The sequence below is a fragment of the Aureimonas sp. AU4 genome, assembly GCF_001463765.1.
In the GTDB taxonomy this organism is placed as follows: Bacteria; Pseudomonadota; Alphaproteobacteria; order Rhizobiales; family Rhizobiaceae; genus Aureimonas.
In genome coordinates, this window is sequence record NZ_BBWK01000082.1 from 1 (window position 1) to 26088 (window position 26088).

The following is a 26088-nucleotide window of genomic DNA, read 5'->3' on the forward strand; positions in this document are numbered from 1 at the left end:
GGCGGCCGGCTCGCGCCGAGCCGCCGATACGGCAGGTAGCTGTCGGGATTGTTGGGCTGGCGGAACATCGGGCAGACCTGGCAGACGGTGGGCGGCGCATCGGAGTTCACGACCGCCCGGAACGCCCGGTAGCGCGGTCCTGTCCATATCTCCTCCATCGATGCCTCGTTGAGGTTGCCGATCTTGGTCTTGGGCATGCAGCACACTTGGACGTCGCCGTTGCCAAGCACCACCGCCGACGTCCAGGGCGCCTCACACCACCGTTTGGATGCGCTGGTCGCCGGCGCGATCGCCTCGAACGAACCCTGCATGTGAACGCGCACGCCCAACTCGGCCGCTAGAGCTTGGACCCGCCCCTGCGCCGCGTTGTGCCGTGGCTGGTCGTGCCACAGGGACTCGGCGTCGAGATCGGGCGTGTAGACCTCCAGATGCCTCGACCAGATCACCCCTATGCCGAGTTCGGCGGCGAGCCGTACGAAGTCCTCCCACTGGTCCACAGTGCTGCGCATGATCGTGAAGCTCAGCGACAGGCGAACGCGGTCCTTGGCTCCGGCTGCATCGCGCGCCGCCACCAATGCGCGGACGTTCTGAAGGACGTCGGCAAGCGGGGGCGCACCCTTGCGGATCCAGCGGTAGGTGTCGGGGTCGGGCGTATCCAACGAGACATTCAGGGCATGAACGCGCGATTCCATCAGACGCCGGCTGACCTCTGGCGTCAGGTAGGCGCCGTTCGTGTCTATCGACAGCGGCACACCCAACCCGAACAGGAAGTCGAGCTCCCCGCCGAAGCGCGCCTCGGCCCACAGGAGGTCGCCGCTGTAGTCGGTGGTGATGCTTTCGACGTGGCCCTCGCGGCACCAGCGGGCAATCTCGTCCTTCACACTGCCGGCAAGTCGTGAGACGGTCTTGCGCGTGTCGCGGGAGATGCAGTGGACGCAGTTGAGATTACACTGCGTGATGGGGCTGTAGAGGAGATGGCGGGGCACGGGTGTCGGCGCGAGCGCCGGAGCATAGCCCGCGGTGGCGAGCAGGCCGAAGCCGCCAAGCGACGCTGTGCCCCGAAAGCCGGCGACGTGGCCGGCGATGCGCTCGCCGGCATCGCTCAGCCACACCGTCGGGGCGTGGCCTGGTTCGGCCTCGCTCGACACGGCGACGGCATAGGTCCGCCCGACCGAACCTTCGATCGGGGCGAAGCACAGGTCCATCGGCATGTTGTCGAGAAGCGTAGCGCCGGCATGGGTCGCGGACGCGATCGGTACGAAGCCGCTGAGATCCGGCACGCTGTCACGATCACCGATCACCGATCGCCTCTTCGCCGAGATCGTAGAGGCTGATGGTCAGCGCACCGGGCCGGGCGCCGCAGTAGGTGCCGACCAACGGGCCGACCATAGCGAGATGCGAGCGATCGGCTTGGAACAGCTGGACGATCGGTTCGCCGGGGCCGATGTCGCCCGCCGGTATCGTTGCCTTGCCTTGCCCCTCGCGCCGCACACCCTGTGCGGGCGGCGTAGCGGTACGGGCACACGGGCGTCTAGAGGCGTTGGTGTGAACGATCGGCTTCTTTTGCCGGACAGCGAACAAGGTGCGTCCGGCGACACGACGTTTTCAGCTCAACGGATCCACTCCTGCTACAACCTCCTCCTCTTTCGGCGTGCTATCTAGATCGTCATAATCTTCGATCGTTCCGTGAACTTCAATTAGCTTGCGGGAAACAATTCTCGCCAAACGGGCATCAACGATTGAGTATTCGTTTTGAGGCTTTCCGCCCGCTTCGCCTTCGGCGGCTCTAGGGACCATCGGCGGCTTGGCGCCATTCCCCAACAGGCGAGCTCGCGAGGCGTCGATCGACGACGCATGCAACTTCGGCCAACGGAATGGGGGCGAACGCATCGTCGCCCAGCACGTGGCGACGTAGGCGGCCATCTGCGATCCGGCCGGCTTTTTCGGAGCGTGCCATGCGAACCGCTGTGTATTGCTCGACGGCGGAGCGGACGGTTTGAGCACCGTTTTCCGCTTCCGAGCCGGCTCGGGCTTCGATCGCAGCCGTCTGTCGACGGCTCCAGTCCAAAGCGGCGGCGACAGCCGCGCGGTAGGTCATGGCACCGGCTGGCGCACCGTCATCGTCGGCATCGCCTAGGCGCTCTTCCAACCGCTCCCCGTCGACGACGAGCTTCGCGACCCAAGCGCCGGCTTCCCTCGCGCTCGTGCGGTAGCCGAGCGATACGCCGCCACGCCCCCACTGACGCCGAGCCAGTACGGGTTCTTACGAGCTGGAAGACGGGCCCACCTCGACGGCGTGTCGATCTCGTTCTTGGGAGCGGCCGGCATCAGATCTCTTACACAACGTCCCACACTGATGTGTGGGACGTGCATGATGGCTATAAGAGTAAACCGGCCGCAACCCCTGCGTTATAGGCGTTATCCGCATCAGATAACGCCCCTTATCGGCCTCAGTAGGGGCAGGTGTTGTCGGTCGTGTAGTTGTGGACCTTGATCGCACCGGCCACGATATCGGCCTTGGCCTTCTCGACGGCGGCGGTCATCTCGGGGGTCAGAAGCGAGCGGTTGTTGTCGTCCACGGCGTAGCCGACGCCGTCCTCCTTGAGGCCGAGCGTCTGCGTGCCGGACGTCCACTTGTCACCCGCCGCATCCGCGAAGGCCTGGTAGACGGCATTGTCGACGCGCTTCACCATCGAGGTGAGGACGTGGCCGGGATGGAGCATGTTCTGGTTGGAATCGACGCCGATGCCGAACTTGCCGGCGTCCGCCGCCGCCTGCAGCACGCCGACGCCGGTCGCGCCGGCCGCGTGGAAGATCACGTCCGCGCCCTGGTCGATCTGCGAGCGGGCGAGCTCGCCGCCACGCACCGGGTCGTTCCAGGCGGCGGCCGTCGTGCCGGTCATGTTCTCGAGATACTTGGCATCCTTCTTGGCCGCCATCACGCCGCCCTTGTAGCCGCAGGCGAAGTTGCGGATCAGCGGGATATCCATGCCGCCCACGAAGCCCACCGTACCGGACTGCGACTTCAGCCCGGCCAGCATGCCGACGAGGTAGGAACCCTCCTCCTCGCGGAACAGGATGGAGCGCACGTTGTCGCCCTTGGCGACCGTGTCGATGATGGCGAACTGGAGCTTGGGATAGTCCTTCGAGACGGCCTCGACCGCGGCCTGCTGGGCAAAGCCCACGGCGATGATCGGCGTGTTTCCGTCGCGCGCGAAGCGGCGCAGCACCTGCTCGCGCTGCGACTCGTTCTGGATCTCGAACTCGCGATAGGCGGTGCCCGTCTCGGCCTTGAAGCGCTCGGCGCCGTTGAAGGCCGACTCGTTGAAGGACTTGTCGAACTTTCCGCCGAGGTCGAAGATGACGGCGGGCTTGATCTCGGCAGCCTGGGCGTGGGCCCCGGCCAGGGAAGCGCTGGCGGCCAGAAGAGCGGCAAGAAGGTGCTTCATGAGGTCGTCGAGGGTCCTGTGAGTTGACACGAGGGGCGAGTGAGGTCCGCCGGTCGAGGCACGGTTCCGGCGAAGCTTGCCGCAAACTGGCACGGCTCGCGGGCGGGCGCACCAAAAAACGTGGCGATGTCGCTCGATCCGGTCTCGAAGCGCGTTATTCGGCCTTTCCACGGCGTGGAGAATAGGCATGCCGTCCACGCCCCTGCGGGCGGCCGAGCGCGATCAGAACAAGACCGGCCAAGCCCGCGACCACGGAGGCCGGCTGCAGGCCGACCACGGCACGAAGCGGAGCCGTATCGCCCCCTCCCCCGAACACACCGGATGCAGCCGGTCCGGGCTGGCTCAGTTCCGCGTCCCCGGCGGGCAGGGCCATGGCGAGCGCGTCGTCGATCGAGAGAAGCATGACGCGATCGGCTGCGATCGAGCGGGCAACGTCGCCAACCGCCAAAACGACGCCGGCGGCCAGCACGAAACAGCCCAGGAGACGTAGCGCCCAGGCGACCAGTCGCATGACGGTTCTCCATGTGCTTGGATGCCGAGGCGAAAGCCGACGGCGAAACGAGCCTTGCGCAAGGCCTGAACCATCATAGGCGTGGCGCGGCGCGATGCAAAGGTCGATCGCATCGGGGTTGTGCGCATCAGGAAAGCAGGCCGCCCTGCCTCGAGACATGTCCGTAGTCGAACGAAATGGCTTGCCTTGATCGATCCACCGATGCTAGTGCCCCCCGACCCGGACGCGGCCCGCCGCGCACCGGCGCCGCGTATCGCGCGGATCTGGAGGGGTGGCCGAGCGGTTGAAGGCGCACGCCTGGAAAGTGTGTATACGGGAAACCGTATCGGGGGTTCGAATCCCCCTCCCTCCGCCATCCTTTGCGATAGTTAATCCGTAGCAAGTACTTGTAATCGCTAGCGAAACCGCCTCGGAAGCGAAACTCCCTGCACCACATCCCACTGTTTTTGCTGCACATTCTGCTGCACAAAGTGCTGCACATGACAGCGAGGCGCGGCGATGAAAGCGGTGAAGCTCATAAGGCGTGGGGACCTTTTTCACCTTCGACGCCGAGTCCCCCTGCGCTTCAAGCCGGTCGAACCGCGCGAGTTCGTTTGGATTAGCCTGCGCACCGATTCCGAGTCCCACGCGCGCCAGAAGGCGGAGGCATCGTGGTCGCATATGGTCGAGGCGTGGGAAGCGCGGTTGGCCGGCGACACCGACGATGCTGAGCGTCGGTTCGAGGCGGCACGTCAACTCGCGGAGGCACGGGGTTTCCGCTACCTCCCAGCCGTCCAGGTCGCCAAGCTGCCCGATCAAGAGTTCTACGCCCGCATGAAGCATGTCCTCGCCACAAAAGGCGATCCGCTCGAAGCCGATGCGGTCCTCGGCGGTGCGAAGGAGCCGGGGATCACCGTGTCGCGCGCCCTGGAGCTTTTCTGGGACCTCGCCGCCGATCGGACCATCGGCAAGAGCGACGACCAAATCCGCCGCTGGAAGAACCCCCGTATCAAGGCCAGCGACAACTTCGTCCGCGTCGTCGGCGATCGGGAACTTGCGGCCATCACGGCGGACGATATGATCGACTTCCGGCAATGGTGGTCGAAGCGACTGGCTAAGGAAGGGCTTACGCCCGGTAGCGCGAACAAGGACTTCACGCACCTCGCCGACGTTTGGAAGACGGTCGTCAAGCTCAAGCGGTTGGGAATCGCCCTCCCCCTGTCCGACCTCATGTTCAAAGAAGGTGAGAAGGCCGAGCGCCCGCCCTTCTCGGATCACTGGATCAAGACACGGCTTCTCGCCCCGGGCGCGCTCGACGGGCTGAACCTGGAGGCCCGGTGCATTCTCCTGGCGATGGTCAACACGGGATGCCGGCCGAGCGAACTGGCGAGCCTCCTGCCCGAGCATATCCACCTCAATGCGCCCGTCCCGCATATCTCGATCGAGGCAGATGGCCGGCAGTTGAAGAACGCGGCTTCTCGTCGCGTAATGCCGCTCGTGGGCGTCAGCCTCGCGGGAATGAAAGAGTGCCCGAAGGGTTTTCCGACCTACCGCTTCCGGGACAAGGTGTCCGACACCGTGAACAAGTTCCTGCGGGAAAACGGGCTCATGGAGTCCCCCACTCATGTGCTCTACAGCCTGCGGCATTCCTTCGAGGACCGGCTTCTCGCGGCCGGCGTTGACGAGCGTATTCGGCGCGACTTGTTCGGCCACACGCTGAATCGGGAACGCTATGGGAAGGGGGCAACGCTGGAGCATAAGCAGAAGGTGATTCAGGCCATCGCCTTCTGAGCCGCGATCAGGGCGCGGGCTCGGGCAATCGGATCGTTGGCCTCGTGCGCGCCGACCATGGCGTCCAGGCGCTCGAAAATGGGCAGGTATGCCGGTTCACGAGCAACGAGGTCGGCAACGGTGCTACGCATTTCGTGCAGTTCGGCAATGGACGCTATCGCGCCGGCAGTTCCGCAAAACCGCCGGCTGCGCGTGGAGTCGTTGACGACGAGAGACATGCGTCGTTCTCAATGTCGGGGACTCCTTTGGTCCGGCGTTGCGGGATGGGTTAGGCGACGAAGCCGTTGAGGCGGACTTCCGCTTCGCCGGACGGGTTGGCGGCGGGCTTCACAGCGACGCCGATGCGGGTGCCGGCCGTCGTGGTGACGAGACCCGCGTCGTTAAGGAAAAGTTCGTCCCCGATCTCGACGGCATCCGTGCTGACCTTCGGCAAGATGAAAACGCCGGTCGTCACGAGGTCGAGCGGTTCGCCCTCCAGCGCGTCGCCAGCCGCAATGCCGAACAAGCTCCCGATCAGGACGGGATCGCCGGACAGGGTGGCGACGGGAGCGGGAACGGTGATGTTCTCGCCCTTCTGGACGTAGTTCTTCATGGCTAGTGCCCTTTCGTGTTGGCGGCGGGCTTGATCCAGCCGGCCCAGAGGTAGTCGTCGGCGTCGTCTTCGGTCAGGCCCGAGGCCGGGAACACGTCACCGGGTTGAGCCTCCACCAGTTCGGACGAACGGTGGTTGCCGATCACCACCACGACCGGCCGAACCGCGACGTAGTGGGTGAGTGCTTGCGCCATGTCAGAGACCTTTCGAGGTTGAGAAGCGGATGGTGGATGCCGGCCGCCGGGTAGCGTCGGCGATCATGCGGTCGGCGGCGGCGATGGCGCGGGCCATCTCCGCGTCGCTGGCGTAGCGGATGCGCTCGCCGTTCTGGTCCTGGATTTCCCGGATGCCGGAGAGGCGAGCTTCCACAAGCTCGTCCCGCCAGCGAAGAAGCCGTTCACGTTCGATGGGAATGTGCGGCTGGAGAAGGCGCATCATTACTCCCCGGCGTTGAACTGCGCGCCGCGCCAGTCGAGCCAAGCGCAACCGAAGTCGAGCCAAGCGCGGAACTTCGCGCCCAGCACGTCCCAGGCTTCCGCGCGCTGAATCTGGATGCCGGGGGCCGACGCCAGATACCCGAACTGAAGGCAGGGCAGACGCGCGGGATCGGCGAAGACATACCAGCGGCCGTCCTCGATCCGGGGCTCCACGAGAAGCTGGAGCTTGCCGGCGAACGGGTTCACATCGGCGATCGTCGAGGCCGACAGTTCCGCCAGCATGGCCTCCGCCTCGGTTTCCCGCTCCGGCCCGACCAGGAGGTACTTCGGCGTCGCCGAGATGAGCGTGCGACCGTCCAGCCCCTTGCGGCCCCGCATCGCGCGGCGGGCCTCATTGAGCGACGGGACCGTGATGCCAGCCGTCGAGCCATCGGTCGGGATGGTGCCGATATTACCGCGCGACGCGTGGAACACAGCTTTGCCATCCGACAGCTTCGGGTTGCCCGTCAGCGTACCGAACAGAAGGTCGGCTTCCGTCTGCGCAGCGGCCTCGCCGAACGCGGCATTCATGTCACCCAGAAGGTTCAGGTCGTCATCGATCAGAAGCTTGCGGGAAACATTGATGGCGCGGCCGTAGGTGTCGAGCGCGAAGCCTTCACCATTCTCGGCGCGGGTCGTGTTGCGAAACTCGCCCGACTCCGTCAGCGGCTCGAGACGGCCAAGCTCGCCAAGACGGATCGCCGTGGACTGCTTGAAGTTCGAGAGGTTGCGCTGCTTGCACAGGAGACGCAGGGGCGACTCGGCCGCCTTGTAAGCTTCCTGCGCGACCTTCCCCATGGCGTTAGACACCAGCAAAGGGAAGTCCGACGTAGTGTGGGTGCCGGCGCGCACGAACACGTCGTCGGCCGCCATGCCGCGCGTTGAAACGCCGGCCGCCTGAAGCGAATCCGTCGCGTGATCCAGGAGACGATGGCCCATGAACGGCCGCGCTGCTTCGGAGGGCGTCGAGCCGTCCATCCGGCACGCCAGGGCTTCCGTGCGGGCGGCCCGCGTGTCATCCGGGCTGGGGCCGGCCGACTGCACACGGATGCGCGTCGAGGCGGAACGCTGGCGGCGGTCACCCAGCGCACGGGTGCGCATAGCCTCGCGAGCTTCCGCCACGGTCGCGCCGGCCGTGATTTGTTCCTCGGCGGCGGACGGCGGCAGGTCAAAGTTGACGCCCATGGACCGGATGGCAGTTTGGTCCGCCTCCAGCATCACGTCGAGCGTGTCGAGTTCATCGTCCATTGCTGCACTCCTTTTGCGGGCGTTGGGATCGGCCGGTATGGCCACGATTGAGACTTCCTGGATGGTCCAGGAGGTCGCGGTGCGGACGCGCTCGCCCGCGTTGGATTTGGACTCGCGCCACTGGAGGACGCGGTAGCCGATGGAAAAAGCCCGCAACGAACCGTCCTTCACGCGCTCCACGAGCGGCGTCACGTCAGCGGCGGCCGAGAAGCGAAGGGACGCGGTGATGCCGTCCGCCTCACGGGCGAAGGCGTAGGCGCGGCCGATGGTGGCACGGGCGGATCGCTGGTTGTGCGCGTCCAGGAACGGCACGTCGAGGTCGTCGGAGAGTTGCGCCCCGGCAGGGTCCAGAACCTCCAGGAACAGGCCGCGTGAGTCCTGCCGACGCACCGGATAAGCGGTCGCCACAATGGCGCGGATCGCGTAGGCCCCGTCGTCGAAGGCGCCGGTCGCCTGCGCTGCACGATGCAGCATGGGCGGAAGTGGTCCGGTGATCGCGCCGGGCTCGATGCTCACGTCGTCACGCTGGCGGCGAGGCTCAGGAGCGGCGTTCTTCCGCTCGAAGGGGCGAGGACGCGGGCTCATTCGGCGGGCTCCGGCTTGTCAGGCTTGGCCGGCGCAGCGAAGGACAAGCCCAGGCGGGCTTCACGCGCGCGGTCGGCGGCAATCTCGGCGTCCAAGCGTTCGATGCTGTAGCCCAGGGCTGCAACCGCTTGCCGACGCGACATGAGGCCGGCCGCCATCATCTCGCGCGTCGCCTCGGCATCCTTAAGCGGGTCCACCCACGGCTGGGCCGGGGGCAACCACTCACATCGGAAGCCGTCGCGCGGGTCGTCCAGGTCGAGGTCGCCCAGAAGCACGGCCGTGAAGATGAACCGCTCCCAGACGGGCCGGCAAAGCTGGGGGATGATCGTATGGAACTGCACAGCCTCAAGTCGCTGACGGAAGCTGACGAGCGCGGCGCGCAGGCTCGAATAGTTCGCCTGCCGGAGGTCGCCCGACAGGAGATGGGCCGGCACACCCAGGCCGGCAGCAATAGCCTCAAGCGTCAGGCGGGCGGTCTCGACAGCTTGGTTTGCGGCCTGGGGCGTGCTCCAGCGCACGTCGTAGCCGCTTGGCAGAAACTGGAGCGTGCCGGGCTGCAAGCCGGTCTCAAGGATGTTGCCCGTCTGGTCGCCGTCGAACAGGTTGCCGCCGGCCGTGCCATTCACGTCCGTCACAAGGCCGACAAACATGGCCTGGACTTGCGCGTTCATCACGAGGGCGTCGGACAGCTTGTCGAACTCGGTGGCGGTCAGAAGCACGGGCGCGAGCCACGACAGGCCGCGCACCTGTCCGGCGGCGAGCGGCCGAAACAGATGGATCACGTCTTCGGCGGGGACACGCTGGGCAGGGGCCGCGCTGCCGGCGAAGGCATCGGTCGGCCGGTGCGGCAGAAACCAATAGGCAACACGGCGGCCATCCGCGTCGAACTCGACGCCGTTGACGATGTAACCGCCGGCCGTGGTGCGGGTAAGGGACTCGTCACATAGCTCGGCGGGTAGCACTTGCAGGGTCAGCCGGTCGTCGGCGTCGTGCCGCATGAGCACGAAGGACTCCCCGTCCACGACCATCGCCTGCACGGCCGCTGCCTGGAGCCCGTAGCCATCCGTTCGGCCGTCGTGGTCGAGGTCGACATTCAAGGCGTCGAACAGGGTTGCGAGGCGAGCGCGTTTGTCGGCGTCGTTGTGTTGCGAGGTCGGGGTGATGCCTGCCCCCACGAGGCCTGTTACGAGGGCCGCGACGCCGTTGGAGATGTAGGGATGATTGGCGTGGGCATGGCGGGCGCGCGAGCGCACCGTAGCCGTCGCCGCCGCCACTTCCGTCGAGGTCCGGCCGAACTGCGGCGTGCCGCCCCAACGCCGTCCGCCGCCCGCCGCCTCGAAACGACGGACGGCCGGCGCGCGGCGTTCGGCGCGGTTCAGGAAGCCAAGCAAGGACGGCAAACGGGCGGCCATCTTTACGCCGCGTCGTCCGCGAGATACATGCGCAGCCACGTCGAGGCCGGCACTTCGATGCGCGCCAGTTCCAAGGTGAATGCGTCGCGCCACGCCTTCGCGATACGTTTGGCCTCAGGGGCTTCGGCGTCGCCTTCAATCACGAGCCGGACCTTACGAGACGCCACAGCGCTGGACTCCACCCAACGCAACTCCACCAGAAGCATGACGGACTTGCCGGCGCGGGTCGCCGCGATGGCGCGTTCGATAGGCGGCTCTTTCTCCCCGGTCAGGTGATCGGCGCGAAGGAGCGCTTGCGACACTTCCCGAAGCCCGCGTGCGTCCACGGCCATGTCGGCGAGTGGCACGAGAAGGACGGCCGTTGCGGCGGCGTCGTCGTCAAGCTGGATCGTCCCACGAGCGTCGTCCGGGTCCACGGTTCCAGGGACGATCTCCCGCGTCACGATGTTGCGGAAGGTGCGGTGAAGGCGCTGCTTGGCGTCCTCGTCGAGGCCCAGGTGACGGCAGATTCTGTTGGCAAGTTTGACGGACGTTGTGGGCATGGCGTGATCCTCTGAGGTCAGCCATGTCGTTATACCGTTGCAATCTCGACTCGTCGAGTCGTGTTGACGCAATGCGTCAATCTATGAGATGGCGTCGCCGTCCGGTTCTTCTTTCCAGAGTTCGTGCCGGGCAGCCGGGGATCGACGAACGCCCCCGAACAGTCCCGGCGGCCTGACTCGTCCTCGGCCGCCGGGGCTTCTCTTCTCAAAAAGCATTAGGAGCCGTCATGTCGACGAGCGAGAAGCTCACCGCGCTTGCAAAGATGAAATACGACGGTCAACAGATGCTCTATGAAGGCGCCGCGAAGGGATGGCCGATCGCTTTAACGCTTCTACTCGTGCGCATGGAAATGCAACACCGGGGACTGGTCGTTCCGGACGACCTAACGGCTTGGCTCTGGGACGGGCGAACGTCCGACCGGACGATCACGAACTTATCGAGTCCCACCGGTTCGTAATGTCGTATTGAAGCTAATCGGTACGGGAGACGGGTGCGATGAACAGTTCTGTTTGCGCACCTCCCCTGAGAGTCTGGGCTTGGGGCTGAGTATCTTTGGTCTCTAACAGCCCTCGCTGACTGAACGCGGCGATCGCCTCAACTACGTCAACAACGGGGAACTCCCTTCGCTCAGTTAAGATGCGAGCAACTTCACGCTCAACCGGCCCGGGAAGCATCACCTCTTTAGGAATTCGAGCATCAGCGTCTATAAACGCCTGCACTACGCGCCACCCTTCGTAAAACATCTGCATGAAGTCACCGTCGTGATGGAGAGGGCAGATGACGAGATTTTTACCGTCGTCCTTCCGAACTGCATCACTACGACCAGACCGTGTCGGAACGATTCCGATTCGAAGACCTTCGGCACCCTCTAAGTGGTTGGGATTGATCTTCACTGAAGTCGCAGCCCAACGGTCGCTTGAACCCAATCCTATAAAGAGATCGGTCTTCCAAAGACCACGTATCGAATGTGGTAGGGCTGGCCGAGTTCGACGATTTCTAAAGGCGCCAGCAATTGTGTTAAGATGCTTCTTCAGCTTCACGGGTCGACCGCGCTTGCCATACATAAGATGAGAGTCTTCGGTCAGAACATCGTCCGCAGTTGCAATAAGCTGCTGCGCACCTGACTTCTCTAGTCCAAACAATATCGATTGCGGGTCGCTTCCAGGAATATTGCAAAGCTTCGCCGCATCAAGAATTCGCTCATGCACCCGGGCGTCTCCCTGATTCATGGCTTCATGAACTGCGTACTCAAAACATATACCGCAGTCACCATCACCCTGACGATACAGCCTTGGAAGCATCTTGAGCTTAACTTGTTCGTATCCCCCCACTTCGGCCACAACATCAGCCTTCAGGGCATACAGGACGCCCTTCAAGATTGGTCTGACAACAGCCGTGAGCGCCAATACCTCATCTTCCACCGGATTAACTTGGTGCTCTTCCTGAACCCGCATGCGCCCAACACCCCTCATGTGTCACATTCTCCGAGAAAGTTTCTACTTGAGGTTTCAGCTTCCGACTAGACGGACACGCTAATCGGCGCGTGGAAGCGAGATATTGTCTACCGGCAATCAGCGACCGTCCAGCCATGTCGAACGCACTACGGACGGGCGCCTGGTCAGCATAACGGGCGTCGCCATCTCTTCGGTCCTCCGCTCCAGGTCGAACGACAGAAGCCGTCGAGCCGCGAAGGCGTAGACAAGACAGTCCAGTGCTTCCACCCGCCGGCCGGGAATGCGCTCGAACGCCCGGACGGGGTGGCCCCGCACGTAGCGCACGATCCGGCGCTCGCCGGCCAGTTGCTCGAACCATGTCTCGGACAGCCCACGAGAGAAGCGGATGGTGTGGCCGGCCGCCAATCGGTTCACCAGTTCATTCTTGATCGCGTCCACGCCCACCAGCATCAGCCGGATATCGCGCGCCTTCGACGGCTCGACGGCCTTGCGCTGGAAACCGGCCACGCCCTTGCCCGCGAACACCCGCCGGCCGGTGCGCGGCTTGCAGAAGCCATACACCGCATCAGTGTGACCGCCGGAGCCGGAGTCGACGATCGCGGCATCCACGCGCAGGAGGCCGCCGTTCGGATGCCGCCAGGACCGTTTCAGGAGGTCATCGACCTCGACCCACGTGTCGCCGTCCAGGGGCGAGCCCCATACGACCTCATGCTCCAGCACGAGCGCGTCGCCGTCTTTCGTCCAGCCGGTTGTTGTAACCTCCACGCGATCGTCCTGCACGTCGCACCCGGCCGTGACGACAAGAACCTCCGGCGGCATAGCGTCGAGCGCGAACGGCTCGGCACGGCTCGCTAACGCGCCATGGTCGATCCCGTCTTCCTCTTCACGCCAGGGCTGGCCCAGGAGTGTGTTGACGAACGTCTTGAGTGTCTGAGGGCTGCGCTTTGCCATCAGAAACTCGGCGGCGAGCTTCCCCCAGGCCGCGTTCGGCAGGAGCGACACGAGCGCGTTGAGGCGGTAGCCGTGATGCCCGACTACCTCCGGCCGCGTCGCGCGCCAGTGGCCAGCCGCGATCATGCTGGGCTTTTCAGTCTCGGGCACGAGAGCGTCGCAATGCGGGCAGCGAAATGCGGCTGTCTGGGGCCGGTCAGCCTCCCATTCGATCATGCTCCAGGTAAGTTCGGTGAACGTGCCGCACGCCGGGCACGGGACCTCGTAGATGCGCTGGTCGCTCGCGGCGTAGGCGCGGCAGATGCGGGACGTGGTTTCGTCCACGGGCGTCGAGCCCATGACGATCTTGCGGTCACCATAGGACAGCGTACGCCGCTCGGCCAGCAGCACCGGGTCGCCCTCGCCCTTCACATCAACTTCAAAGGCGTCCACTTCGTCCAGGAACAGCACGCGGGCCGTCCGGCCGCGAAGATTGCGCGGGGACCGTGCCGTCACGAGCGCAAGCGAGCCGCCGGGGAAGCGGCGCTCCAGCATGATATCGCGGCCCTGGGGGTCTTTGCTGATAACGGTTCGGAGCGCGGGGGACTCCGAAAACACGGGCTCGATGTTGCCCGTCATAAAGGTGCGCGAATCCGCGTCGGCCGGCAGGACGACAAGAATGCTCGCCGGGTCGTTTGCGGCGAAGTGACCGATGGCCGCCGTCAGCAATTGTGAGTAGCCGACGCGGACGGACTTGAGGACCGACACACGCTCCACGGTCGGGTCGCCGATCGAGTCGGCGATGGCGCGCTGGTGCGGCCACAGTCGCATCCGGCCGGGCTGGGCCGACAGGCTGGACGGTAGATGGACGTTCGCCTCGCACCAGTCGGACAGCGCGATCTTCTGGGGTGGCCGGAGAGCGGCGAAGGTCTCTTGGCGGAGGGCTTCAAGCATTGGAAAGCGTCTCCAGGGCAGCACGGATTTCGGCGTCCACCAGCCGGACGGTTGCGACGTCCACACCCTGCCCGGAGAGGCGGCCGGGGATGGCCAGCATTCCCGCCCGGATCGTATGGGCGATATCGGCCCATGCGGCGCGCACGTTCGCGACCTCCAAAAGCTCGCCCCTCAACTTCGCCGTCTGCAACTCGGCTTTGGCAGCGGTGGCGCGGGCGGCCCGTGCGCGGGCTTCGTTCAATTCGTCCGTCTTCCGCAGGGGGGCCTTTTTCGGAGACGACAGCGGCCCGCCGCCCAGCATGGCTTCAATGTCAGGATCGAACGTCGGCATCATCGGCACTTTCGATTCAAAATTTCTGAATGGAGGGAAGCCTTGCGGCTCTGCGCTCCCCCCGGTGGCCGCCCATTGGGGAGGACCCGAAGGCCGGGGAGCAGAGTCAGACAGGGGTAAGCTCGGGAGGGCTGCAACGTTGGACGGGAGCACGTCCATGCAGCAGCCAAGGGCAGGCGTAGCCCCGGCCGCCCCACGGCGGGGGTGCAGCCCTTACTACGTAGTAGTATAGGTCGCCGCGCGCGACGGCAGTGCAGGCGTCGCCGTGTGTCGCCGGGAGTCGCCGCGCTGTCGCCGCTTGGGTCGCCGCTTGGGTCGCCGGGCAGAGGGTCGCCGGGAGTCGCCGCCCTTGTTTTCCAGGCGTCGCCGCTAGTCGCCGGGCGTCGCCAGCCGGTCGCCGTCGTTGTGGGTCGCCGCATGTCGCCGCCGCCCCTCATCACGCCCGCTCGACGTGATAGCGCGTGTGGCCGCCGGACTTATGCTCGCCCGTGCGGATGGTGCCGTTAGCGTAGAGCGTGTCCATCGCCACCTGAAAGTCGCGTTGCTTGAGTCCTTCGCAGTCGCGGCGCTTGGCGAAGATGATTGGGGCGGATGTGCTCGTCCCCGATTTCGGCGTCACATGCCCGCGCCGCTCGCTCGCCATAGCGTCGAGGAGTTTGAGGAACACACGACGCGCCTTCTCCTCGCGTGTCTCGGCCGGCTGATCTTCCGCGAAGACGTCTTGGGCGACGAACTTGCCCTTAACCCACTTAAGCGGCACTTCCCCGCCGGCCTGTGCGTAGTTCGTCTTCATCGTGCGCAACACTCGGGCATCCGCATCGACTTCCACGCCGTCGTCGCCCTTCACCCGCTCCAGGTAGAGGCGCGAGCGCACGGCGTTGTTCCAGGCCCGCGCGCCGGCCTGTCCGCTTCCGTCGCTCATGCCCGATTGCGACGGGTGCGCCAGAAGCAGGATGGTGCAGTCGTGATGGACGGCGAGCCCGCGCAACATGTTGATGAACGCGCGGGCGAGCGCCGGATCGTTCTGGTTGCCGTCGAAGAAGTCATAGAGCGTGTCGAGCACGACGACGGCCGGCCGGTGCTGCACAATGTCGTTCACCAGCGCGTCGAAGCGGACGGTCGGCTTCAACTTGCCGGTCTTGGGGTCGGCGCGCGCGAGCACACAATCCTCGCCCACCACGGAACGCGCCAGGAGGTCGGCGAGTCCGGCCGTCGTTCCCACGATGGAAAGAACGCGACGGTGCAACTCGGCTTGTTCGTCTTCGGCCGACAGGAACAGCACCTTCCCACGCCGGCTGGGCGTGCGGCCGATCCACTGCCCGTCGTCCGCAACCGCGACGGCGAGTTGAAGCGCCAGAAGGCTTTTGCCGGTGCCTCCATCGCCATAGAGCGTCGTCACGTTCCGATGCGGAATCATGTCCGGCACGGCCCACTCGCGCGCGGGCGGCGTCCCCGTCCACGTCGTCACGGGCTCGAATCCGAACGACGCCTTCGGGGTGGCCGGCTTGTTCTCGACCTCCGGCTCTTCCTCGAAGTCGTCGTCCCAATCCCGAACCGGCGGCTTCCAGCCATCTTCACGGGCGAAGCGCAGCACGGTTGCGCCGGTCGAACCGTGCCGGTGGATTGATCCCCAAGCGGCCACGGTCGCATCGGGATCATAGCTCGCGTGCGGCTGCGACCATTCATCGAACAAGGCGAGACCTTCCGCGCTGCCGTCCGTCTCGTGGTGGATCGCAACGGCGAAGCGGAACCAGTCGGCACGATCGGCAAAGCGTTCGTCGTTCTGGACGATACGGACGGCCGCCGCAAAGTCTTCTAGCGACAAGCCGGTTTTCTCGCCGCACGACAGCCTACGATCGCTTTGACGCGCCGCCGGCCAGACCTCCAACAAGTTAGGCAAGCGGTCGATGTACTCACCATCCAGAAGCACGACCTCTGACTTTGCTTTCCCAACGTTGCCGAAAAAGAACGCCTGCGAGAGGTTGAAGCTCGCCCGGTCCAATTCCACGCCCAGGACGCCGTTTAGTTTGGCAACGAGGCTGGCGTGATCGGTCGGGGACAGTTCCCCCGACGTAGGTGCGAACACCCGCCACTTCGGCACAGTTTCGGTGGAGCTAGGCGTCGCGCATAGAAGCGCGCCGAGACCGGCCGCCTGAAGGCGCTGGTATGCTACCGCGATTGTCACCACACCGGCATCATAGTCCGCCGCCACGCCCGTGACGGATCGCATGTTCGCATCAGAACGATTGCCGGAGAACGTCGCGAGTTTCACGAGCGGCAGTTCACTCTTTGAGGGAGCCGTCGTTCGCATCATGAGATCGGCGAGTTCGCGCAGGCTCATGTGGTGGCGCTCGCCACGAAACCCCGTAAGGTCGGGGAAGATCGTCATGGCGATTTGACAATCCAAAAGGGTGTCCCGAGCGGCGCCCAGCAACGCCTCAATATCCGCGTCGAACGCGATTGCAGGATGAACCAGTTTCAGGTTAACTCGTTGTGTCATTGGGTGTGCCGCCCTTGGCTTGATCCTGGAAATTGCGCCGCTCCGATTCGCACTCGGGGCGGCGTTTCGATTCCAAGCCTAGCCTATGGAGGGACCCAAATGTTGCTACACATTTTGCTGCACATTATGCAGCACGAGTTCAGACTAACTGTCTGATATTGCTGGCGTTCTTTAATGTAGTGGCGGACCCTCCCTCCGCCAGTTTAGTCATCTAAGCTATTGCATTTGTTATAGAAAATTGATCGCCCCGTGATCGATCCCCACTTCTTTCCCCACTGCAATCGCTTGCTGTTCGTGCTCGTCCGACAACGTCCTTACACGTTCGCTTCGCGCCGTTATGAACGGAAGAGTTCTTCTCGATAGTCGGTGGGCACGTAGCTGAAGCTAGCCAGATGGAGCTTCGGTAGTTAGATGCTTCGATACATATCCGTATACCGCTCAGGCTCTCGCTACTCAGCGGAAGTCCCTCGCCTTCACCCGGATCTCATCGATATGCTCGTAGGGGTCGGCCATGTCTTTGGCCGGCGGCATGCGAGGAGACGGAACCTGGGCATAGGTGATCGCGGCGATACTCGCGTCGTCGGTTCGGACGTCTACCCCCTTTTCCACCCGTCCGCGTCGCCCAACGCTGGCGAACTCGCCCGACAGGTCGGTGAGCTGGTGCGCGACGAGATGCACGACCTCGCCCTCGCGCTGGATGCGGCCCCGCACGCCCATCATGCCGGCGCCCAGCACCGTGCGCCGGTTCGCCTCGAAGGTCTTCGTCCACACAACGAGGTTCGCCACCCCCGTCTCGTCCTCGATCGTGATGAACATGACGCCCTTGGCCGAACCCGGCCGCTGGCGCACGAGCACGATGCCGCCGACCTCGACCCAGCGCCGGTCGCGCGACGCTTGCGCCTCGGCGCAGGTCACGAAGCCGCGCCGCTTCAGCTCGCCCCGCAGGAAGCTGACCGGATGGGCGCGTAGCGACAGGCCGACATGGCCGTAGTCCTCGACGACCTCGCCCCCTTCCGGCATGGCGCGCAGATGGACCACCGGCTCCTGTGCTTCCGGCACCGTCTGCCCTTCCCGCTCGGCGGCTGCCTGGAACAGCGGCAGCGGCTCGTCGCGCAGTCCCTTGATCGCCCAAAGCGCGTCGCGTCGTGACAGGTCGAGGCCGTCGCGGAAGGCGTCCGCCTCAGCGAGTCGCTCCAGAGAGGCGGTTGGCATGCGCACCCGTTGCCAGAGATCGTCGAGCGAGGCGTATGCGCCGTTGCTGCGCTCGGCGAGCAGGTGGGCGGCGTCCGCATTCGGCAGGCCCTTCACCATGCGCAGGCCGAGGCGCACGGCGAAGCGCCCGTCGTCGTCCGGGTCCAAGCCGTCGCCGTCCACCTGCCCGTTTATCCCGCTCGCCCGCTTCGGCTCCAGCGTGCAGTCCCATCGGCTCGCGTTCACGCAGATCGGCCGCACCTCGATCCCGTGGTCCTGCGCGTCCCGCACGATCTGCGCCGGCGCATAGAAGCCCATCGGCTGCGAGTTCAGGAGCGCCGCGCAGAACACGTCCGGGTGCCAACACTTCAGCCAACTGGAGGCGTAGGCGATCAGCGCGAAGGAGGCGGCGTGGCTTTCCGGGAAGCCGTAGGAGCCAAACCCTTCTAACTGTCGGAACGTCCGCTCGGCGAACTCTTGTTCGTAGCCGTTCGCCACCATCCCCTGCACGAGCTTGTCGCGGAAGTGGCTGACGCCGCCGGTGAACTTGAACGTCGCCATAGCCCGGCGGAGCTGGTCGGCCTCGCCCGGCGTGAAGCCAGCGCAGTCGATCGCAACGCGCATCGCCTGCTCCTGGAACAGCGGCACGCCCAGCGTCTTGCCGAGCACGCGTTCCAGCTCGGGCTTGGGGTACACGACGTCCTCCCGGCCTTCCCGCCTTCGCAGGTAGGGATGCACCATGTCGCCCTGGATCGGTCCAGGACGCACGATCGCGACCTCGATCACAAGATCGTAGAAGGTGCGCGGGCGCATGCGCGGCAGCATGGCCATCTGCGCTCGGCTCTCGATCTGGAACGTGCCGAGCGTGTCGGCCCGTCGGATCATGGCGTAGGTGCGCGGGTCCTCGGCGGGAATGGTCGACAGATCGAGGTCGATGCCCTTGTGGTCGCGCAGGAGGTCCAGGCCCCGGCGCATGGCCGACAGCATGCCCAATGCTAGGACGTCGACCTTCATGAACTTCAGCGCATCGATGTCATCCTTGTCCCATTCGATCACCTGCCGGTTCGCCATAGCCGCCGGTTCGATCGGGACCAGCTCGTCCAAGCGGTCGCGGGTGAGCACGAAGCCGCCAGGGTGCTGCGACAGGTGACGGGGGAAGCCGACGAGCTGCCCGGCCAGCTCCAAGGCCAGCCGAAGTCGCCGGTCGCCGAGGTTCAGGTTGATCGAGGTGGCGTGCGCCTCGCTGATGTCCTCGGACCAGCCCCAGACTTGGGCTGAGAGCGTCTTGGTCAGATCCTCCGGCAGGCCCAGCGCCTTGCCGACGTCGCGCAGGGCGCCTTTGGCCCGGTAGCGGATGACCGTCGAGCACAGCGCGGCCTTGTCCCGCCCATAGGTGTCGTAGACCCACTGGATGACCTCTTCCCGCCGCTCGTGCTCGAAGTCGACGTCGATGTCGGGCGGCTCGCGGCGCTCCTCGGACACGAAGCGCTCGAACAGGAGGTCGTTGCGGTCGGGGTCGATCGAGGTGACGCCCAGCACGAAGCAGACGGCCGAGTTGGCCGCCGACCCTCGACCCTGGCACAGAATGCCCCGGCGCCGCGCCTCGCGCACGATCGCGTTCACGGTCAGGAAGTACGGGGCGTACTCCATGCGCTGGATGAGGGTGAGTTCGTGATGCAGGTTCGCCTGCACCGATGGTGGCAGTCCTTCGGGGTAGCGCTCCGCCGCCCCTTCCCAGGTCAGCTTCTCCAACGCCTCTTGCGGGGTGAGGTCCGGGAACTGGCGCTCTTCCGGATACTGGTAGGCCAGCTCGGCGAGCGAGAAGCGGCAGCGCGCGACGATCTCGCGCGTGCGGGCCAGCGCCTCCGGGTAGCGCCCGAACAGGCGGTGCATCTCTTCCGGCGGCTTCAGGTAGCGGTCGGCGTGGCGTTCGCGGCGGAAGCCCGCCTCGTCGATCGTGACGCCGTGCCGGATGCAGGTGACGACGTCCTGCAAGATGCGCCGGCCCGGCTCGTGGAACAGGACGTCGTTGGTGACGACGGCCCGGACGCCGGAGCGGGTCGCCATGTTGGACAGGTCGTGCAGGCGGAGCTGGTCGTTCGGTCGGCGGCGCAGCGTCAGCGCCATGTAGGATCGGTCGCCAAAGCTTGAGCGCAGGCGACGGAGCTGGCGCCCGAGGTCCTCGTCCGCCTCGTTCGGGACGAGGACGGCGAGCAGCCCCTCCCCGTGCGCGACGAGGTCGTCCCACGACAGCACGCAGCGTGCCTTCCCGCCCCGCGACTTGCCGAGCGTCAGAAGGCGGCACAGGCGCGAGTAGGCTGCCCGGTCGGTCGGGTAGACGAGGACGGGCAGCGCGTCGGTGAGGTCCAGACGGCATCCGACCACCGCCCTGAGGTTCGTGGTCTTGGCCGCCTCGTGCGCCCGGACGATCCCGGCGAGCGAGTTGCGGTCGACGACGGCCAGCGCCTCGATGCCCATGACGCTGGCGGTGGCGAACAGCTCCTCGCAGGACGAGGCTCCGCGCAGGAACGAGAAATGCGAGGTGACCTGAAGTTCGGCGTAGCGCGGCGGAACGGTACTGTCAGGCATGGAGCCGCATCACCTGGAGTGGCTCTCGTTCAACCGAAGTGCCTCTCGTTCATCCGAAGATCCCGTGCAGGAACCAGCGGTGCGAGCCGGTCTCGGCATGCTCGCCGTCGCCCGAGCGGTAGATCCAGTAGCGCTCGCCGCCCTCGTCCTCGACGCGGAAGTAGTCGCGAACCGTCGCCAGCTCCGCCTCACGCTTCCACCATTCCCCGAACACGCGCTCGGGGCCGTCGGCGCGGCGAACCCGTCGGCGCGAGCCGCGCCACGTGAACGAGACCGGCGGGTGGTCTGGCAGAAGCGCCACCGTGTCGATGACCTCGGGACAAGGCAGCAGGCGGGCCGGCCGAGGCCAGTGGTCGTCCCAGGATGCACCGTCATCGAGGCTGAGTGGCTCGACGCGCTTGACCGAGCGCTCTGGAACGTCGCTGGCGACGGGCGCGAAGCGGTAGAGGCGCCGTTCACCGACGCGGTTGGCTAGGACGTCAATCAGATCGGCGATGTCGGCTGCCGCCCCATTCTCCCCCTCGCCGTCGCCCTCGATCAGGCTGGCCGCCATCTGCGTCGCACCCAGCGGATCGATCATGGTGGCGGCGAGCGTCATGACCTCGACGCCGAAGCCGGGATCCACGGACTCGATGCGGTCGCACAGGAGCCGCGTCAGGCGCTTGGCGTCCCGGTCCGGCCGCGACGTGCCGATGCGCACCGCCTCCCAGCGGTTGTCGACCCGTCCGAACAGGAGGTCGAGGCGACGGGCGCCGACATGCCGACGCTCAAGTGCCTCGACCAGGGCGTCGACCAGCTTGCCCGTGTAGCGCCGCAGTGTCTCGGGCGCGCCGATGGGTTCGGCGAACACGCGCCGCACCTCGACGAGGTCGGGCGATCGCACCGGATCGATCGGCTCGGGCAGAACACCGAAGGCCTGATCGAGGCGGCGGGCGAGTTGCGGACCGAAGCGAAGGGTCAGCGGGGCCCGTGGTTGGTCGGCCGCGTCACCCACCGTCGCCATGCCGAGAACGCGCAGATCCATGAGGAGCGCGTCGTCGAGGCGGAGGGCGGCCAGCGGCAGGTGGGCGAGCGCCGGCTCGGCCTCGCCGGGTGCGACGATCGCCATGCTGGCACCGGCGTAGCGTGCCGCGGCATGGGCGGCGCCCCACGTGTCCGCGACCGCAGCCCGTGCTTCCAGCCCGGACGAAGCGAAGCGGTCGACGAGACCGCGCAACAACTCCTCCTCGCCGCCGTGCAGGTGGTCGGTGCCGGTCACCTCGATCACCAGCCCGTCCGGTGGGTCGGCGGCAACCACGGGAGAGAAGCGCAGCGCCCATATGGCGAGACGGTCAAAGGCGTCAGCGTCCCCCACCGGGTCGGCTTCCAGAACGGCGAGCCCTGGCACGAGCGCCTGCGCCTTCGCGGCCGGCATGCCAATGTGCAGCCCTGCCTGCTGCGCCAGCGCATCCAGCGCCACGACCGAGCGCCGGTTGCCCGACCGTCCGACCAGCACCAGCGGCACGTCAGCGGCGGGCGCGCTGCCCGGCGACTTGCGGCGAAGCCGATCGGTTGGCCAACGGGGCAGAAAGAGCGATACGACCCGACCCATCGGTGGCCTCCACTTCGAAGTCAGCACTCTCGCCGGCCCGGCAACGGATGAGTTCCAAAAGCCAGCGCGCACGGCCCAGGCCCGGCGTCGGCAAAGCGCCCGATGACAGGACCGAGACGCGCCAGCGCGTGACGGAAGCCGTCGGCTGCCCGAAGTCGGCAGCCTCCGGCTGACGCCGCCAGCGCCGGACCGCCAAACCCAGCGTCCCCGCCCCTTCTGCGGCGAGCTGGAGGCGACGCGACGCGGTCATCGACAGTTTGGCGACCTCGGCCACCACCGCGCCGATACCGCGGTGCCGCAGCCCTTCCTCGAAGCACGCCAGCAGCGTCGCCTCGTCGGACAGCTCGGCATGGATGACGCGGCCCGGCGGCAGACCGGCCTGCGCGAGCGCGGGAGCAAACAGGTCCTGGCGCGTCACGCACCAGAGCACCTGCCCCTGTGTGCGCGCCGCGATGCCGGCGACGAAGAGCGAGGCCGCTGCTCCGTCCACCGCACCGTAACCACCGCCCGCCACCTCGTGCAGGGCGCCCATCAGCAACCCGCCGCCCGGCAACCGCCGGTCGATCTCCGGCACGCCGAAGGGCAGCGTCAGGCGGTTCAGCGCGGAGCGTCCCTCTAGCGAGCGGACGCGCTCGCGCAAGGCCGCCAGTTGGGGTTGGTCCAGGGGTGACGGCATGGGACGATGCGGGATCGGTCAGATGGTTTGGCGCCGACGGACCCGAATCGGTCAGCCGATCCGTTCACTATCTGTTCTCGAACCCGGACAGGTCAACCTACGCCCGCCCACCTGTGGACGACATGTGGGTAACCGGCCGCACCGCCTTGCCACTATGGTGAGGCACGGCCACCTCTCGTCCTACCCGACCCGGAGACGACGATGCCCGCCAAGACGCTCTTCATCGTGCAACTGTTCGAGCGCAGCGGGAAGCGCCTGATTGGCGGCCGGGCGCTCGACTTCCGCACAGCGGACGAGGCGGTGGCAAGGGCCGAGCGAGCATCGCAAACCGCAGTCGGAGTGGTCGCGATCCAGCATACGGTCGATACCGACACGGGTGAGGTGCTGGAGGAGCCGGTCGTGCTCAGCCGCTTTGGCGAGGTGCCGGCCGAGTTCCGAGAAGAGTGATCGGCGGGACCAAACGTTCGATCGCATTATGAATGGGTTCTGCTTTGCGCCCATCTCAGTCGTTCAAATCAATCTCGTCAGTCCCCGAAAGCTGCCATTTTCGTGCATCGTCACAGCGCTTGCTTTCCTGCAAGCCAATGGCTTTGCCACACTGCGGAATGGATCGGGACCGTCGCGTCGGGACCGTCATGATCTGGCAGCGGCAACCACCGCGTGTTAACCGTTCCCTGAATGTTCCACATGATGTGACGCCGAATCACAACGGTCACCCGCGAACAGCCGGTCCCGGGTGTAGGTTCGACGCTACCGAACACCATCGAAGGGTCGGAATGCCGGATCAGGTCGTCGCAGTTGCAATCCATCATTTGTCTCGAAACGGCAGCGGAGCCTATGAGGTTCGGCCCGGCAACGGGGACCTAGCGATTGGACGGACGGTAACGCGCCTCATCGATGAGCTGCACTCGCTCTACAAGCGGAAAGCTTCGAAGGGGTACGGAAGATTCTCAGACGACGCTGTCAACTTCCCCACTTCCACGAACCTTCGATCCTACGTCGCCAAAGCGTTGTCGTTCGAGGATACGACGATCGCGATGATGGGAACCTTGGCGAAGGAGGCCGGAGCGAGAACCGGCTCCACCGGCGGGCACGTCTTCTTCGCCCACTTCGAACGGGACAACTACCAGTACGTGCTAATCGCGATCGTGACCGATAAGATCAGCGCGGCCCTGACGACTGACGCCGATCTGGAGGAGGTCCGACACCTTGACGTTGAAGGTTTTCGGTTCGCGGGTCGAGTTGACCTTACGACGTGGGCTAGCAGAGAAGGACGATACGTCAGTTTCTTGAAGGGCAAAGGTCAGGTCGCGGAATACTTTCGCGAGTTCCTTGGTTGCGATACCACGATCGAGAGCGTGGTCGAAACGCGCAACCTCGTCGAGGCGCTGAAGGCGTTCACCGAGACCCGCGAGCTCGATCGCGAGGCGAGGCGCGCATTCTTGGATCGCGCACTTGAGATCTGCGATCGAGATGCTCGTGCCAACAAGGCTCTCGACTTCACGACGCTCGCGAACGAGCTGCATCCGGAAGATCCGGTCGCACTTCTCGACATCTTGGCCGATCCTGGGCGTTCGCTGAGCGACGGGTTCGTTGCAGATCGACGATCCTTGAAGGGTCTGGCCAACTTCAAGAAGAAAACCCGGAACTGGTCGGTCGAGTTCGAGCGAAAGGCGCTGCATGAAGGCAAGGTGAGCTTCGACCCCGAGACCAACGCCATTACGCTGTACGAGGTCCCGGACGATCTAAGGAACGCCCTGATCGAGGAAGTCCCAGGTGACTAGCAACGGCCTCGGCTGGAGCGAACTCCTTCATCTCTATCGCAACGCTCGCTGGATTGAGGACGACGATGCGGATGTGACGGTCGTCGATCGGAACCTTCTCGATACGCTTCGCCTCATCGAGACGTCCGACCGGGCGGCTCTAGAGTCAGACATCGTTCCACTAGCTTCCATAGAGACGGTCTCCATCGGAGCGATCGTTCGAATGCGCATCGGTGCGCCTCAATGGCGGCTCGGTACGCTCGCTAGGGACTGGGATGCCCTGTTGCGCTTCCCGCTGTCTCGCGTCAAGGAACGCCCCGAATACTATCTGACGTCCGACGGCACGCACGGGGGAACGACGCCTCCAAGCGAGCCGATGCTGCGTTACCGCGCGATGTTGCGGTTCGTTGAACTGGTGGGCCGAGCGGCCCTCTTCTGCGACTGGCCGAACGCCAGGATCGTCTTCTTCGACAAACATCGTATCGACCTGCCGGTCACGTACGAGTGGAAGGATGTCCTTCGTCTCGACATGAAGGAGCTCGATCTTCTTGAAACGACCTTGGCTGGCGACGTGCATGCCGATCAGAGATTGGCGATCCTAGCCGATGCGGTTACCAGTCTCGTCGACGGTCGTCCGACGAAGGATCGCTTCCGTTATCTCGTCCAGAACGTCGGTGAACTGGCACAAAAGGTCGTCGACGGATATCGGCTCTTCGCGGCCAGTTTCTCCTACTCGAAGATCCGAACGGAGGTCGACAAGGGCGTATCCGAGTACGTCGGTCGAATCCATAAAACCTTCGCCGACATCCAGGGGCAGTTGCTGGGGTTGCCGGTCGCGACTGTGGTCGTCGCGACCCAGCTTAAACCCGTCCGATCCTGCACGCTTGAGGCGTTCTCCAATACGGCGGTTCTTGCGGGCGCGTTGCTGTTCTGCGTGCTGCTGCTGGCGTCCTGCGTGAACCAATGGTTCACGTTGCGATCCATACGGGGCGAGATCGACGAACAGAGGCGTCGCCTCGTGACCGAATTTAGGGAGATCGAAGATCTCTTCGCACCGTCGTTCCAGGCCCTTCGAACGCGGATAGGCTGGCATCGTGCCGCTCTCGTAGCAATCGCCGCGATAACCGTGGTGAGCAGCGGGTTCGCGTACTACGCATTCGCAATCGCTGGTGGCAGCCAAGCTTGGCGATGCATGGGAAGCGGCCTATTCAGCCTATGAATCTGATCGGGATCATATGAAGTCGGCAGTCATCTTATGCCGTGTGACCTAAAGCCATAGCGAAGGTTGTTGCGGAACAGCCGCTTCCAAGCATTTTGGGCAGCCGTTCCATCAACTGGGCCGGGTGGAAACCGGTCGGTCCGCTTCCGGACGAGCGGGGCTAGTATCTGCCTTTCCCGCCGTCCAAATTTCATTCGGCTCGTGTTCAAGAGAACGGCAAGACGACGATCAGCATGCTGTCAGCAGGTGTGCACAGGCGAGTTGTGAACTCGTTCGCGGGGGCCACCCGATAACGGCCTTAGGG

24 protein-coding genes and 1 tRNA gene are annotated in these 26088 nt (G+C 65.2%); 6 read left to right on the forward strand and 19 right to left on the reverse strand.

Annotated elements, in window-relative coordinates; genetic code table 11:
• The 5 genes from AUL35_RS19710 to AUL35_RS19725 all read right to left on the reverse strand — a co-directional run.
• The coding region (locus AUL35_RS19710) for a radical SAM protein (protein WP_062018040.1) at nt 1-1301 on the reverse strand (1301 nt) is incomplete at its 3' end.
• Nucleotides 1291-1581: a hypothetical protein gene (locus tag AUL35_RS19715; RefSeq protein ID WP_156418104.1), complete on the reverse strand. Its 291-nt coding sequence runs from the start codon at nt 1579-1581 to the stop codon at nt 1291-1293. The genes AUL35_RS19715 and AUL35_RS19710, both read right to left, overlap by 11 nt.
• A gap of 24 nt (nt 1582-1605) precedes the next feature.
• Nucleotides 1606-1923 (reverse strand): hypothetical protein, encoded by a 318-nt coding sequence (locus tag AUL35_RS22320; RefSeq protein WP_156418105.1) that lies wholly within the window; start codon nt 1921-1923, stop codon nt 1606-1608.
• A 527-nt stretch (nt 1924-2450) separates the two neighbouring features.
• Nucleotides 2451-3449: a BMP family protein gene (locus AUL35_RS19720; RefSeq protein ID WP_062018044.1), complete on the reverse strand. Its 999-nt coding sequence runs from the start codon at nt 3447-3449 to the stop codon at nt 2451-2453.
• Between the two features lie 154 nt (nt 3450-3603).
• Entirely contained in the window at nt 3604-3960 is a 357-nt protein-coding gene (locus tag AUL35_RS19725) for a hypothetical protein (protein WP_062018046.1), read from the reverse strand.
• 265 nt (nt 3961-4225) lie between these two features.
• Here AUL35_RS19725 and AUL35_RS19730 point away from each other — a divergent pair.
• Nucleotides 4226-4315: transfer RNA gene (locus AUL35_RS19730), tRNA-Ser, on the forward strand.
• A gap of 143 nt (nt 4316-4458) precedes the next feature.
• A complete protein-coding gene (locus AUL35_RS19735; RefSeq protein WP_202814290.1) occupies nt 4459-5730 on the forward strand; it encodes a tyrosine-type recombinase/integrase in 1272 nt (423 codons plus the stop codon).
• Here AUL35_RS19735 and AUL35_RS19740 read toward each other — a convergent pair.
• The 7 genes from AUL35_RS19740 to AUL35_RS19770 are packed head-to-tail and all read right to left on the reverse strand — an operon-like array spanning nt 5712 to nt 10585.
• Nucleotides 5712-5948 (reverse strand): hypothetical protein, encoded by a 237-nt coding sequence (locus tag AUL35_RS19740; protein WP_062018048.1) that lies wholly within the window; start codon nt 5946-5948, stop codon nt 5712-5714. The two genes, AUL35_RS19735 and AUL35_RS19740, sit on opposite strands and share 19 nt — an antisense overlap.
• Before the next feature lie 50 nt (nt 5949-5998).
• Entirely contained in the window at nt 5999-6322 is a 324-nt protein-coding gene (locus AUL35_RS19745; protein WP_062018050.1) for a DUF2190 family protein, read from the reverse strand.
• A 2-nt stretch (nt 6323-6324) separates the two neighbouring features.
• Complete coding sequence (locus AUL35_RS19750; protein WP_062018052.1) at nt 6325-6516, reverse strand: hypothetical protein; 192 nt, start codon at nt 6514-6516, stop codon at nt 6325-6327.
• A 1-nt stretch (nt 6517) separates the two neighbouring features.
• Entirely contained in the window at nt 6518-6757 is a 240-nt protein-coding gene (locus AUL35_RS19755) for a phage head-tail joining protein (RefSeq protein WP_062018054.1), read from the reverse strand.
• Between the two features lie 2 nt (nt 6758-6759).
• Nucleotides 6760-8631 (reverse strand): prohead protease/major capsid protein fusion protein, encoded by a 1872-nt coding sequence (locus AUL35_RS19760; protein WP_062018056.1) that lies wholly within the window; start codon nt 8629-8631, stop codon nt 6760-6762.
• Nucleotides 8628-10043 (reverse strand): phage portal protein, encoded by a 1416-nt coding sequence (locus tag AUL35_RS19765; protein ID WP_082666480.1) that lies wholly within the window; start codon nt 10041-10043, stop codon nt 8628-8630. Before AUL35_RS19765 ends, AUL35_RS19760 begins: the two co-directional genes overlap by 4 nt.
• Before the next feature lie 2 nt (nt 10044-10045).
• Nucleotides 10046-10585: a hypothetical protein gene (locus tag AUL35_RS19770; RefSeq protein WP_062018058.1), complete on the reverse strand. Its 540-nt coding sequence runs from the start codon at nt 10583-10585 to the stop codon at nt 10046-10048.
• Nucleotides 10586-10812: 227 nt separating this feature from the next.
• On the opposite strand from AUL35_RS19770, the gene AUL35_RS19775 reads away from it, so the two are divergent.
• A complete protein-coding gene (locus tag AUL35_RS19775) occupies nt 10813-11043 on the forward strand; it encodes a hypothetical protein (protein WP_062018060.1) in 231 nt (76 codons plus the stop codon).
• Between the two features lie 13 nt (nt 11044-11056).
• Here the strand turns inward: AUL35_RS19775 and AUL35_RS21750 are convergent, their stop codons facing one another.
• From AUL35_RS21750 to AUL35_RS19805, 7 genes are all read right to left on the reverse strand, one after another.
• Nucleotides 11057-12040 carry a hypothetical protein gene (locus AUL35_RS21750; RefSeq protein WP_082666483.1) on the reverse strand — a complete coding sequence of 328 codons (984 nt, stop codon included), beginning with the start codon at nt 12038-12040 and terminating at the stop codon, nt 11057-11059.
• A gap of 117 nt (nt 12041-12157) precedes the next feature.
• Nucleotides 12158-13924, reverse strand: coding sequence for a phage terminase large subunit family protein (locus AUL35_RS19780; protein WP_062018062.1), 1767 nt, complete (start codon nt 13922-13924; stop codon nt 12158-12160).
• Nucleotides 13917-14258 carry a hypothetical protein gene (locus AUL35_RS19785; RefSeq protein ID WP_062018064.1) on the reverse strand — a complete coding sequence of 114 codons (342 nt, stop codon included), beginning with the start codon at nt 14256-14258 and terminating at the stop codon, nt 13917-13919. The genes AUL35_RS19780 and AUL35_RS19785 overlap by 8 nt, the downstream gene beginning before the upstream one ends.
• Before the next feature lie 433 nt (nt 14259-14691).
• The gene (locus AUL35_RS19790) at nt 14692-16755 is read right to left on the reverse strand and encodes an AAA family ATPase (protein ID WP_082666481.1); all 2064 of its coding nucleotides are present in this window, start codon (nt 16753-16755) and stop codon (nt 14692-14694) included.
• A 453-nt stretch (nt 16756-17208) separates the two neighbouring features.
• Nucleotides 17209-20535 carry an error-prone DNA polymerase gene (locus AUL35_RS19795; RefSeq protein WP_062018068.1) on the reverse strand — a complete coding sequence of 1109 codons (3327 nt, stop codon included), beginning with the start codon at nt 20533-20535 and terminating at the stop codon, nt 17209-17211.
• Nucleotides 20536-20584: 49 nt separating this feature from the next.
• On the reverse strand, nt 20585-22126 hold the full coding sequence (locus AUL35_RS19800) for a DNA polymerase Y family protein (protein ID WP_062018070.1): 1542 nt from the start codon (nt 22124-22126) through the stop codon (nt 20585-20587).
• A complete protein-coding gene (locus AUL35_RS19805; RefSeq protein ID WP_062018072.1) occupies nt 22041-22802 on the reverse strand; it encodes an ImuA family protein in 762 nt (253 codons plus the stop codon). Before AUL35_RS19805 ends, AUL35_RS19800 begins: the two co-directional genes overlap by 86 nt.
• 201 nt (nt 22803-23003) lie before the next feature.
• On the opposite strand from AUL35_RS19805, the gene AUL35_RS19810 reads away from it, so the two are divergent.
• From AUL35_RS19810 to AUL35_RS19820, 3 genes are all read left to right on the forward strand, one after another.
• Nucleotides 23004-23249 carry a hypothetical protein gene (locus AUL35_RS19810; protein ID WP_062018074.1) on the forward strand — a complete coding sequence of 82 codons (246 nt, stop codon included), beginning with the start codon at nt 23004-23006 and terminating at the stop codon, nt 23247-23249.
• 329 nt (nt 23250-23578) lie between these two features.
• Complete coding sequence (locus AUL35_RS21755) at nt 23579-24586, forward strand: nucleoid-associated protein (RefSeq protein ID WP_192847131.1); 1008 nt, start codon at nt 23579-23581, stop codon at nt 24584-24586.
• Nucleotides 24579-25784 carry a hypothetical protein gene (locus AUL35_RS19820; protein WP_062018077.1) on the forward strand — a complete coding sequence of 402 codons (1206 nt, stop codon included), beginning with the start codon at nt 24579-24581 and terminating at the stop codon, nt 25782-25784. Before AUL35_RS21755 ends, AUL35_RS19820 begins: the two co-directional genes overlap by 8 nt.
• Nucleotides 25785-26088 lie beyond the last annotated feature (304 nt).